The sequence below is a fragment of the Pedococcus bigeumensis genome (assembly GCF_039531795.1).
Taxonomy (GTDB): Bacteria; Actinomycetota; Actinomycetes; order Actinomycetales; family Dermatophilaceae; genus Pedococcus; species Pedococcus bigeumensis.
In genome coordinates, this window is record NZ_BAAAQS010000001.1 from 744,798 (window position 1) to 756,199 (window position 11,402).

12 protein-coding genes are annotated in these 11,402 nt (G+C 71.8%); 5 read left to right on the forward strand and 7 right to left on the reverse strand.

Translation table 11 applies throughout. The features are described from left to right. Positions 1-11: 11 nt before the first annotated feature. The 4 genes from ABD262_RS03640 to purU are packed head-to-tail and all read left to right on the forward strand — an operon-like array spanning position 12 to position 4,404. Positions 12-950, forward strand: coding sequence for a phosphatidate cytidylyltransferase (locus ABD262_RS03640; protein WP_344131289.1), 939 nt, complete (start codon positions 12-14; stop codon positions 948-950). Positions 951-1,010: 60 nt separating this feature from the next. Beyond that, complete coding sequence (gene rlmN / locus ABD262_RS03645; RefSeq protein WP_344131292.1) at positions 1,011-2,279, forward strand: 23S rRNA (adenine(2503)-C(2))-methyltransferase RlmN; 1,269 nt, start codon at positions 1,011-1,013, stop codon at positions 2,277-2,279. A gap of 19 nt (positions 2,280-2,298) precedes the next feature. Then, complete coding sequence (locus ABD262_RS03650; protein ID WP_344131295.1) at positions 2,299-3,492, forward strand: monooxygenase; 1,194 nt, start codon at positions 2,299-2,301, stop codon at positions 3,490-3,492. A 27-nt stretch (positions 3,493-3,519) separates the two neighbouring features. Continuing rightward, positions 3,520-4,404, forward strand: a complete 885-nt coding sequence (gene purU, locus ABD262_RS03655) for a formyltetrahydrofolate deformylase (protein ID WP_344131298.1) — start codon at positions 3,520-3,522, stop codon at positions 4,402-4,404. A gap of 27 nt (positions 4,405-4,431) precedes the next feature. On the opposite strand, the gene ABD262_RS03660 is transcribed toward purU, so the two are convergent. The 3 genes from ABD262_RS03660 to ABD262_RS03670 are packed head-to-tail and all read right to left on the reverse strand — an operon-like array spanning position 4,432 to position 6,497. Then, on the reverse strand, positions 4,432-4,821 hold the full coding sequence (locus ABD262_RS03660) for a VOC family protein (RefSeq protein ID WP_344131301.1): 390 nt from the start codon (positions 4,819-4,821) through the stop codon (positions 4,432-4,434). Beyond that, entirely contained in the window at positions 4,822-5,340 is a 519-nt protein-coding gene (locus ABD262_RS03665) for a DUF1990 domain-containing protein (protein ID WP_344131303.1), read from the reverse strand. Continuing rightward, positions 5,337-6,497: an LOG family protein gene (locus tag ABD262_RS03670; RefSeq protein ID WP_344131306.1), complete on the reverse strand. Its 1,161-nt coding sequence runs from the start codon at positions 6,495-6,497 to the stop codon at positions 5,337-5,339. The genes ABD262_RS03665 and ABD262_RS03670 overlap by 4 nt, the downstream gene beginning before the upstream one ends. A 48-nt stretch (positions 6,498-6,545) precedes the next feature. Here ABD262_RS03670 and ABD262_RS03675 point away from each other — a divergent pair, with 48 nt between their 5' ends. Further along, positions 6,546-7,544: a phosphotransferase gene (locus ABD262_RS03675; protein WP_344131309.1), complete on the forward strand. Its 999-nt coding sequence runs from the start codon at positions 6,546-6,548 to the stop codon at positions 7,542-7,544. A 66-nt stretch (positions 7,545-7,610) separates the two neighbouring features. On the opposite strand, the gene ABD262_RS03680 is transcribed toward ABD262_RS03675, so the two are convergent. From ABD262_RS03680 to ABD262_RS03695, 4 genes are all read right to left on the reverse strand, one after another. After that, on the reverse strand, positions 7,611-8,000 hold the full coding sequence (locus ABD262_RS03680; RefSeq protein WP_344131312.1) for a TIGR03618 family F420-dependent PPOX class oxidoreductase: 390 nt from the start codon (positions 7,998-8,000) through the stop codon (positions 7,611-7,613). 70 nt (positions 8,001-8,070) lie between these two features. After that, the gene (locus tag ABD262_RS03685; protein WP_344131315.1) at positions 8,071-9,438 is read right to left on the reverse strand and encodes an NAD(P)/FAD-dependent oxidoreductase; all 1,368 of its coding nucleotides are present in this window, start codon (positions 9,436-9,438) and stop codon (positions 8,071-8,073) included. Between the two features lie 16 nt (positions 9,439-9,454). Continuing rightward, positions 9,455-10,891, reverse strand: a complete 1,437-nt coding sequence (locus ABD262_RS03690) for an aspartate aminotransferase family protein (protein ID WP_344131318.1) — start codon at positions 10,889-10,891, stop codon at positions 9,455-9,457. Then, entirely contained in the window at positions 10,888-11,373 is a 486-nt protein-coding gene (locus ABD262_RS03695) for an Lrp/AsnC family transcriptional regulator (RefSeq protein WP_344131321.1), read from the reverse strand. The genes ABD262_RS03690 and ABD262_RS03695 overlap by 4 nt, the downstream gene beginning before the upstream one ends. Positions 11,374-11,402 lie beyond the last annotated feature (29 nt).

Here is an 11,402-nt window from a genome sequence, read left to right on the forward strand (position 1 = left end):
GCCACGAAGGAATGAACACGCCATACTCCCGTAGCTCTCGGCGCGAGGCCGCGCACCCGGCGCCCGGTGCCGGGGGTGCCGGCGCGCCCGCCGAGCGACCCTCGCGGCGGGCAGCCACGAGCGGTCCGGCCCAGCGACCCTCCAAGGCGGGCCGCAACCTGCCTGCGGCCATCGGGGTGGGCGTGGGCCTGGGGATCCTCATCATCGGCTCGCTGATCCTGCGCAAGGAGCTGATGCTGGGCATCGTCATCGCGGCGATCGTCGTCGGTGTCTGGGAGCTGCGGCGTGCGCTCGCGCAGGTCTCGATCCACGTGCCGCTGGTGCCGAGCCTGGTCGGCAGCGTGAGCATGCTGGTCTCGGCCTACGTCGGCGGGGGAGATGCCCTGATCATCACGGTCGGGCTCACCTGCGTCGGCATCCTGCTGTGGCGGATCGCCGACGGCGTGCTCGATGCGGTCCGCGACATCGCCGGCGGCTTCTTCGTGGCGGTCTACCCCTCGTTCCTGGCCGGGTTCGCCGCCCTGATGCTCGCCGCCGACGACGGGGCCCGCCGGATCGTCGTGTTCATCCTCGTGACGGTGCTCAGCGACGTGGGCGGCTACGCGTTCGGGGTGCTGCTCGGCCGCCACCCGATGGCCCCGTCGGTCAGTCCCAAGAAGTCCTGGGAGGGTTTCGCCGGTTCGGTGTTCACGTGCGTCGTGGGTGGCGCGATCGCCGTGGCGCTCCTGCTCGACGGGCCCTGGTGGGGAGGTGCCCTGCTCGGTGCCTGCACGGCCATCGCGGCCACGGTGGGAGACCTGACCGAGTCGACGATCAAGCGCGACCTCGGCATCAAGGACATGAGCACGATCCTTCCCGGGCACGGCGGGGTCATGGACCGGCTCGACTCCCTGGTGGTCGTCGCTCCCGTGGCCTGGGCCCTGCTGGCCTGGGTCGTCCCCCCGGGCTGAGGCCGCGGGACGTCGTGCGGGTGTGAGGCCACGGCGCACACCTGAGAGACTGGGTGCACCATGACGACCGACCTCCCCGCGCCCACCAGCGAGCGCCCCCAGCCGGGACAGCTGACCTTCTCCGCCCCGCGTCGGGGCAAGCCGCCGCGCCACCTCGCCGACCTCACCCCGGCGGAGCGCAAGGAGGCCGTCGAGGCGTTGGGCCACAAGGGGTTTCGCGCCAAGCAGCTGTCGACCCACTACTTCGAGCGGCTCGTGGAGTCGCCGGAGGAGATGACCGACCTGCCCAAGGCGATCCGCGACGACCTCGTCGCGGACCTGCTCCCGACCTTGCTCACCCCGCTCGTCCAGCGCACGGCGGACGATGGCATGACCATCAAGTCCGCGTGGAAGCTGCACGACGGAGCCATCGTCGAGTCGGTGCTGATGCGCTACCCCAAGCGCGTCACGATCTGCATCTCCAGCCAGGCGGGCTGTGGCATGAACTGCCCGTTCTGCGCCACTGGGCAGGCGGGGCTGACCCGCAACATGAGTGCGGCCGAGATCGTCGAGCAGGTCGTCAGCGGGGCCAGGCTGCTGCGCAGCGGTGAGCTCGACGCCGTCGGTCCGGCCCGTGGTGCGGAGGGCCGGGACTCCGCATTCGACGAGCACGTGGCCGAGCTGGGCGAGGAGGACGACACCTTCGACAGCGACGACACCCAGGGCGCGGACGCAGGGCCGTCGGGTCCCACGCGCATCTCCAACGTCGTCTTCATGGGCATGGGCGAGGCCCTGGCCAACTACAAGGCGGCGATCGGGGCGATCCGCCGGATGACCGATCCCGCGCCCGACGGCCTGGGCATGTCCGCCCGCGGCATCACCATGTCGACCGTGGGCCTGGTGCCGGCGATCGACAAGCTGGCCGCCGAGGGCATCCCTGTCACGCTGGCGCTGTCGCTGCACGCCCCCGACGACGAGCTGCGCAACGAGCTGGTGCCGATCAACACCCGCTGGAGCGTCGACGAGGCGCTCGACGCCGCCCACCGCTACTACGAGGTCACCGGCCGTCGGGTCAGCATCGAGTACGCCCTCATCAGGGACATCAACGACCACGCCTGGCGGGCCGACCTGCTCGGGAAGAAGCTGAACGCCCGCGGCCGCGGCTGGGTGCACGTCAACCCCATCCCGCTCAACCCGACCCCCGGGTCGAAGTGGACCGCGTCCCGCCCCGGCGTCGAGCAGCAGTTCGTCGAGCGGCTGCGGGCGCACGGCATCCCCACGACGATCCGCGACACCCGCGGTCAGGACATCGACGGCGCGTGCGGCCAACTCGCGGCGTCCACCGCCTGAACCTGCCTAGACTCGACAGATGAGCTCACGCCGCCTTGCGATGGTGGTCTCCGCCACGGCTGCCACGGCCGTCGCCGCGACCTTCGCCGTGGTGTTGAGCGGCGCGTTCGCCGGCCGGGAGGGCCAAGCGGCTCCGGCTCCACTCGTCACGTCACCGCACGGCCACAGCGTCGCCGTGAAGACCCCGCCCGAGGCGCCGTTGCGCGCGGGGGAGCGCTTCGTCACGCTCCGGATGCCCACGGCATACACCCCGAAGGCGCCGGCGGCGCCGGGCACCGACGACTACCGGTGCTTCCTCCTCGACCCCGGTCTCACCGCCAAGTCGGTCGTGACGGGCATCAACGTCCTGCCGGGCAACCCCGACGTGGTGCACCACGTCATCCTGTTCCGGGTGCCGCCCGACAAGGTGGCCCGGGCCGAGGAGATGGACCGCCTCCAGGTGGGCCAGGGCTGGACCTGCTTCGGGGGCACCGGCGTGGAGAGCCAGGGCGCCGGGCTGAACGGCGCCCCGTGGCTGGGGGCGTGGGCTCCCGGCGGTGGCGAGCGGGTGCTGGCCCCCGACCTCGGTATGCCGGTCGAGGCCGGCTCGCGGATCATCATGCAGGTCCACTACAACCTCCTCGCCGGGCAGACCGCCGACCAGAGCGCCGCCAAGCTGCGGGTGGCCGCCGACGACGGGAAGCGAAAGACGCTCCAGACCGTGCTGCTGCCGGCGCCGGTCGAGGTGCCCTGTCGGCCCGGGCACACCGGTCCCCTGTGCGACCGCAAGGCTGCGATGGCCGACGTGCAGCAGCGCTTCGGGCTCGCCGCCGGCCGCATCGGCGACGCGCTGCACCTGCTCTGCCCCGGCAACAAGGCCGGGCCGACCCAGACCTGCACCCGTCCCGTGACCCAGGCCTCGACGATCTGGGCAGTGGCCGGCCACATGCACCTGCTGGGCACCACGATCTCGGTCACGGTGAACAAGGGCAAGGCCGACGAACGCACCATCCTCGACATCCCGGTCTGGGACTTCGACGACCAGGGCAGCCGACCGGTGCAGCCGGCGGTCACGGTGGGCCCGGGCGACACCTTCACCGTGTCGTGCACCCACGACCAACGGCTGCGCGACATGCTCCCGTCGTTCGAGGGGATCCCGGAGCGCTACGTCGTCTGGGGTGAGGGCACCACCGACGAGATGTGCCTCGGCATCGTCATGGTCACGCGGCCCTAGCGCACCGCGCACCCTAGGCTGACCCGCGTGAGCGCCCACCCCGTCCGAGCGGTCGAGCCGGGACGCGAGTTCGTCCTGACCGTCTCGTGTGCCGACCGCCGGGGCATCGTGCACGCCGTGTCGGGGGTGATGCTCGAGCAGTCGATGTCGATCCTCGACAGCCAGCAGTTCGCCGACACCACGGCGGGGGAGTTCCACCTGCGGATGCACCTGGCGCGCGAGGGCTCGGCGCTCGCGGTCGAGGAGCTGGACGCCGCGATGCGCGGCGTCGCGACCGCCTTCGCGATGACGTATGCCGTGCACGACCTGTCCCGGCGCCGGCAGGTCCTCGTGCTGGTGAGCCAGCAGGGGCACTGCCTCAACGACCTGCTGTTCCGGGTCGAGAGCGGGTCGCTGCCGGTCGACGTGCCCGCGATCGTGTCGAACCACGAGGACTTCCGCAGCCTCGCCGAGTGGCACGGGATCCCGTTCCACCACGTGCCGGTCACGCCCGACACCAAGCCGGCCGCCGAGGCCGAGCTGCGCCGTCTGGTCGAGCTCTACGCAGCCGACACCATCGCGCTGGCTCGCTACATGCAGATCCTGTCGAGTGAGCTCTGCGCCGACTTTCCGGGCCGGATCATCAACATCCACCACTCGCTCCTGCCCAGCTTCAAGGGCGCCAAGCCCTACACCCAGGCCCACGACCGCGGGGTCAAGGTGATCGGCGCGACCGCCCACTACGTCACGGCCGACCTCGACGAGGGGCCGATCATCGAGCAGGACTTCCGCCGGGTCGACCACCGGATGAGCCCGACCGAGCTCGCCGCCGTGGGGCAGGAGCTGGAGGCGATGGCCTTCGCGAGGGCGCTGCGCTGGCACGCCGAGCACCGGGTGGTGCTCCGCGGTCGCCGCACGATCGTCTTCGACTGACCCGGACGAGCCGCACCACGCCTTCGCTCAGCGGGGCTGGATGAGGTCCCAGGGGTTGCCATAGAGGTCCTCGAAGACCGCCACGCTGCCATAGGTCTCGTGTCGCGGCTCCTCCCGGAAGTGCACACCGGCGGCGAGCATCCGGGCGTGGTCGGCGGCGAAGTCATCGGTCGCGAGGAAGTGCATCACCCGGCCCCCACCGGGGTCGCCGACCCGCGCCTCCTGCTCCGGCGTGCTCGCCCGGGCCAGCAGCACCTGGGTGCCGTCGGACCCGGCCGGGCGGAGCACGACCCAGCGGGTGCCGTCACCGCGATCGGTGTCCTCGACGAGCTCGAAGCCGGCTCGCTCGCAGAACCACTCGAGCGCCTCGTCGTAGCTCCGGACGAGCAGGGTCACCAGGCTCAGGCGTTGGGGCATTCAGCCATCCTCGCGCACTGCTCGCTGGAGGGCGCGCAGGTACCCGAGGGCGGCGACCCGCTGGAGCCACCAGGTCAGCGGGCCCCCGAGTCGGGTGGGCCATCGCGCGGCGCGCGCGTAGGCGCGCACCACGGCATACACGTCGTCGCCCCGGCGCTCGACGAGGAAGCCCTCCTCGCCGCTCTCGACGTGACCCTCGAGGGTGCCGTAGCCGAAACCGGTGCGGTCCTGCCCCTCCACCGTCCAGACCACCCGGCAGGGAACCCCGAGCGCGCCGAGCCGACTCAGGATGTCGACGCCGACCGCGGCACGAGGTGCCGTGGCCGCCGGTCGGAGCCCGAGCCCGCGTTGCGGTGCGTAGGTCAGCAGCGCCTCGCTCACGCAGCGGTAGGCCGCGTCACCGGCTCCCAGCCGTCGCTCGACCTCGAGGTGGTGGTAGCCGGGGGGAAGGGGTCCGTCGAGGGTCTGCCCGCGCGGCTCGTAGGTGAGCTCGAGGCGGGCCAGGTCCGCGAGCCTCATGACGACCCACCCTTGGCGTCACGGTCGGCAGCGCGCTCGCGGCCCTGGTCGAGGACGATCGCGGCGGCCTCCTCGGGCGTGTCGACCAGGTGCACCACGGCGTCCATGCCCCTCTCGTGACCGAGCGCTCGGATGGCGGCCCACACCGGCACGGTCTCGGACCAGTACTCCTGACCGACGAGGACGAGCGGCGCGAGCGTCGACCCGGCAGGGGCGTAGAACAGCGGCGTGACGGCCTGGAAGATCTCCTGCACCGTCCCCGCCGCGCCCTCCAGCACCACGAGACCGGCGGCCGCGCGGGCCAGCAGGCCGTCCTCACGGACAGCGTTGGAGAAGTACTTGCCGATGCCGTCGCAGAAGACGTTGGGCGGCTCGTGACCGTAGAACCAGGTCGGGATGCCGAGGCTGCGCAGCTCGTCGGAGACCGGGAGGTCGGCGCGGACCTCGAAGGCCAGGGAGACCCACTCGGCGACCGACGGGAAGAACGTCGACACCGCCGTCAGCCGGTCGAGGGCAGCGCCGAGCGACTGCTCGTCGGCGGCCAGCGCACCGAGGTTCGCCGCCTCCATCGCGCCCGGGCCCCCACCGGTGGCGACGACCAGTCCGGCCGCGGCGAGGGAGCGACCGAGCCGGGCCGCCGCGGCATACGCCCGCGTGCCCCGGGCGAGCGCGTGCCCGCCCATCACGCCGGCGACCGACCGCCCGGCCGTGAACTCGTCCAGGGCGTCGCTGATCGAGTCGTCGTGGATGGCGCGCAGGAGCGTGACGAACGCGTCGTGGCGCAGTGCGCCGTCTCGCGTCCACTGGTAGGCAAGGAAGTCGGGAGTGGCCTCGTAGCCACGGTCGTCGATGCCGGCATACAGCTCGGCGGCGGTGTAGAGCGTCGCGCGGTAGGGGTCCACCGGTGCGTGCGGGTCGGTGGGGAAGACCAGGGCGCGGTGCGCGCCGAAGTGCGCGCTGAGCCTCGGCGACAGGCGCCCGCCGAGGACCACGAGACCGGCCACGTCGGTGCGGCCCAGCAACCTCTCCTCGTATGCCGTGAGGTCGAGGTCCTGGAAGCGCAGCCCGATCAGGGGTCGACCGGACGCGAGCACCGCGTCGAGGTCGGCGAGGTCCTCGACCTCGGGGTCGGGTTTGCTGCCGCGGACGCCGTGCATGTCCCGACTCTAGACAGTCGAGAACGACGACCTGTCTAGAGTCGGGCCATGACGGAGCTGTTCTCGCAGACGGTGGCGACGGACGCCTGGCGCGCGGAGGCGACACGCTGGATCGGCTCCGAGCTGTCCCGCGTCGGCCGTCGCGTGACCGGCGAGGTCGTGCAGCGGCGGATCAGGCCGTGGTCCACCCAGCTGGTGGTGCCGAGCGACCGGGGGACCGTGTGGTTCAAGGCCAACTGCCGCTCGTCGGCCTACGAGCCCGCCGTCCACCTCGCGCTCGCACGGCTCGAGCCGGGGGAGGTGGAGGCGCCGCTGGCCATCGATGTCGACCGCGGCTGGATGATGACCACCGACCGCGGCACCACCTTGGGCGACAGCCATGCGGCAACCCTCGAGGAGTGGCAGTCCGTGGTGGAGCTGGCAGCGCGGGTGCAGCGCCAGGTCGCCGAGCACGGCGAGGTGCTGGTCGCTGCCGGCCTGCCGGACTGCTCCCCGGCCACCGTGCCGGCGCGGTACCGCTGGCTCGTCGACCAGCTCGCGGCGCTGCCCGCCGACCACCCGTCACACCTGCCGGCCGAGGAGGCCGACTCGCTGAGGGCGCGGACCGGGGCCGTCGAGGAGGCCGTGGCGGCCCTGCTCGCGGCACCGCTCCCGGTGAGCCTGCAGCACGGTGACCTGCACCCGGGCAACGTCTTCGTCGTCGACGACGGCATGCGCTTCTTCGACTTCGGCGACGCCCAGTGGGCGCACGTGCTGGAGGTCCTTGCTGTTCCCTACGGCTTCTCCACCCGCGTGACCCACCACCCGTGGGCAGCCCTGCTGGACGCCTACGCGCAGGTCTGGGCGGACCTGCTCGACCGCGAGGCGCTCGAGTCGCTGCTGGTGCCGGCGATGGTGACGCACGCTGTGAACCGCTCGTTCACCTGGCTCGGCGCCCTGGAGGGGGCACGACCGGAGGAGCTCGCCGAGTGGGGCGACTCGGCGCTCTACTACCTGCGGCTCACCCACGAGCCGTTCCCACCCGAGGAGCCGGAGAGCGGTCCCTGAGCGAGCCTGCCGTCCACCGGAGGAGAGGTCGGCCTCCGGCTGCGACGGGGAGAGCCGGTCGCGCTGTCAGACGTTGCCGAGCACCCGGTCGACGGCGATCTCGATGACCACGCGCTCCGGGTTCTCGCGGGGGACCCGGTACCGCGCGGCATACCTGCGCTCGGCGTCGGCCACGGACTCCGGGTCGGTGAGCACCCTGGCCGTGCCCTCCAACGAGAGCCAGTGGCGGCCGTCGACCTGGCACACGACGGCGCGACCCCCGGCTGCGGCGTTGCGCGCCTTGCGGCTCGGGCCGCTGGTGATGACGCGGACCACCAGCGCCTCGGGGTCCCAGGTGAACCCGACCGGCACCACGTGCGGCGACCCGTCGGGACGCAGCGTGGTGAGCGTGGCCAGGTGCCGGGCCGTCACGAAGTCGAGGGCGGCGGGCGACAGGTCTGCGGGGGTGATCGACACGGACCGAGTCTCCCGCATGGTGTCGTGTCGCAGTGCCCGGTCAGTGCCGCTCAGTGCCGGTCAGTGCCGGTCAGTGCCCCGTGAGTGCGCCGAGCAGTGCGGCGATCCGCGCCGGGCGGCCGGTGCGGGCCTCCTCGCGGTCGGCGGCGTGCGCGAGCCGCAGGCCGGCGTTGATCCCGGCCCACCGGGCGGGTTCGGGCTCCCACCGGCGGCTGCGGTGGCCCACCCAGGGGAGCTGGGTGAGTGCCGTCGAGCGACCCAGGACCAGGTCGGTCAGCGTGCGCCCCGCGAGGTTGGTGGCCGCGACGCCGTCGCCGACGTAGCCGCCGGCCCACCCGAGGCCGGTGCTGGGGTCGTGGCCGACCGAGGGGTGCCAGTCGCGGGCGATGCCCAGGGGACCGCCCCACGCGTGGGTGAACTCCACGTCGCCGAGCTGGGGGAGGAGGTCGGTGAGGGTCGCGCGAAGATCGGCGAAAACCGTTGCCTCGTGGTCGAACTCGGGCTTGATCCGCGAGCCGAAGTGGTAGGGCGCGCCGCGTCCGCCGAAGGCGAGCCGGTCATCGACGGTCCGCTGGCCGTAGATGACGACGTGCCGGTGGTCGCTGAAGACCTCACTCCCCGCGAGCCCGATCGTCGACCACTGCTCAGCCGTGAGGGGCTCCGTGGCCACCATCAGCGAGTAGACCGGGGCCACGGTACGGCGCTGGCCGGGCAGCGCGGGGGTCCACGCCTCGGTCGCCCTGATAACGTGTGGTGCGGCGACCTGGCCGCCGTCCCCGAGCACGACGCGGCCGGGCTCGATCGCCATGACCCGCACACCCTCGAGGAGCTGGGCGCCCTGCGACCGGACGGCCGCTGCCAGGCCGTCGACCAGCCGACGCGGGTGGACTCTCGCGCAGTGCGGCGTGAACGTCGCTCCTTCGACGCGGCTCGCAGCCAGCCGTTCGGAGGCCTCTGCCCCGTCGAGCCAGCGCGCGCCGACACCCCACTCCCGCGCCTCGTCGACCTCGGCCCGGGCCCGGGCTGCCTGCGCGGGGGAGCGCGCGAGGGCGATCGCTCCGCCCTTGCGGAATCCGCAGTCGATCCCCGCGGATTCCGTTGCCCTGCCGACCTCGTCGACGGTGTCCTGCAGCTCTGCGACCATCGCCCGGGCCGCCCCGGCGCCGCTGCGGCGGGCCAGGGTCCGCGGACCGACCGGCCACAGGGCCGACACCCAGCCCCCGTTGCGTCCACTCGCGCCGAACCCGACGTGCTCGGCCTCGAGCACCACGACGTCGAGGGTCGGGTCGGCCAGCAGGAGGTAGTGGGCGGTCCACAGCCCGGTGTAACCACCACCCACGATGACGACGTCGGCGGTGGTCGGGGGCACGGCAGGTGCGGAGAGCCCGTATGCCGGCGGCACGGCATACGGGCTCTCCCACCAGAGCGGGTGGCTCACGAGGTGGGGGTCTGGCTCAGAGGTGCTTCTCGGCCCCGGTGAGGACCGAGCGCAGCCGCGACTCGATGTCGTCGAACTCGGGCTGGCCGATGATCAGCGGTGGGGCGAGCTGGATCACCGGGTCGCCACGGTCGTCGGCGCGGCAGTAGAGGCCGGCGTCGAAGAGCGCCTTGGAGAGGTAGCCACGCAGCAGTCGCTCGGACTCCGCGTCGTCGAAGGTCTCGCGGGTGTTCTTGTCCTTGACCAGCTCGATGCCGTAGAAGTAGCCGGCCCCGCGCACGTCGCCGACGATCGGCAGGTCGAGCAGCTTCTCGAGGGTGGCCCGGAACTTCGGTGCGTTGTCCTTGACGTGCTGGTTGAGTCCCTCCCGCTCGAAGATGTCGAGGTTGGCCATCGCGACGGCCGCGCTGACCGGGTGTCCACCGAAGGTGTAGCCGTGCGGGAAGTAGGTCGTCCCCTTCTTGAACGGCTCGAACAGCCGGTCGCTCGCGATCATCGCGCCGATGGGGGAGTAGCCGGAGGTCATGCCCTTGGCGCACGTGATGATGTCGGGGACGTAGCCGAAGTCGTCACAGGCGAACATCGAGCCGATCCGGCCGAACGAGCAGATCACCTCGTCCGAGACCAGGAGCACGTCGTACTCGTCGCAGATCTCGCGGACCCGTTCGAAGTACCCGGGCGGGGGCGGGAAGCAGCCGCCGGAGTTCTGGACGGGCTCGAGGAAGACGGCGGCCACGGTGTCGGGACCCTCGAACTCGATCGCCTCGGCGATCCGGTCGGCGGCCCAGCGGCCGAACGCCTTCTCGTCGTCGCGCAGGTGCTCGGGAGCGCGGTACTGGTTGGTGTTGGGGACCTTGAAGGCTCCGGGCACGAGCGGCTCGAACATCTCCTTGGCCGCAGGGATGCCGGTGATCGACAGGGCCCCCTGAGGGGTGCCGTGGTAGGCCACCGCGCGGCTGATCACCTTGTGCTTGGTGGGCTTGCCGGTGAGCTTGAAGTACTGCTTGGCGAGCTTCCAGGCGGTCTCGACGGCCTCACCGCCGCCCGTGGTGAAGAAGACGCGGTTCAGGTCGCCGGGGGCTCCGTTCGCGAGCCGCTCGGCGAGCTCGATCGCGCGGGGGTGCGCGTAGGACCACAGCGGGAAGAAGGCCAGCTCCTTGGCCTGCTTCGCCGCTGCCTCGGCGAGCTCGGCCCGCCCGTGGCCGACCTGCACGACGAACAACCCGGCGAGGCCGTCGATGTACTCGTTGCCGCGGTCGTCCCAGATCTTGTGGCCCTCGCCGCGGGTGATGATCGGCACGCTGTGTCCGAGCCCACCGTCGGAGCGGTCCTCGAAGACCGAGTGACGGGTGAAGTGCATCCAGAGGTGGTCACGTGCCGCCTCGCTGTGCAGCGTGCCGAGTGGCGTGTGCGTGTCGCTGGACGGTTCGAAGATGGACAGGTCAGTGGTCATCGAGTACCCCAGTTGTAGTGCTGCTTGTTGAGTTTCAGGTAGACGAACGTCTCGGTGGTCTGCACCCCGGGAAGGGTGCGGATGCGACGTGTGAGCAGGTCGAGCAGCTCGGCGTCGTCCTCGCAGACGACCTCGGCCAGCAGGTCGAAGGACCCCGCCGTCGTGACGACGTAGGAGACCTCCGACATCGCCGTGAGGGCGTCGCCCACCGGCAGGAGGTCGCCGTCGACGCGGATGCCGATCATGGCCTGCCGGCGGAACCCCACCTGCAACGGGTCGGTGACCGCGACGATCTGCATGACCTCCTGGTCGAGGAGCCGCTGCACCCGCTGGCGCACCGCCGCCTCGGACAGCCCCACCCGCTTGGCGATGGTGGCGTAGGACTGCCGACCGTCCTCCTGCAGCTGCTCGATGATGGCCTTCGACACGTCGTCGAGGCGCACATCGGTGCTGGTGCTGGCAGGTCGGGTCACGGTGGTCATCGTGGTCCCCGACTGCCGATAAAGCAAGT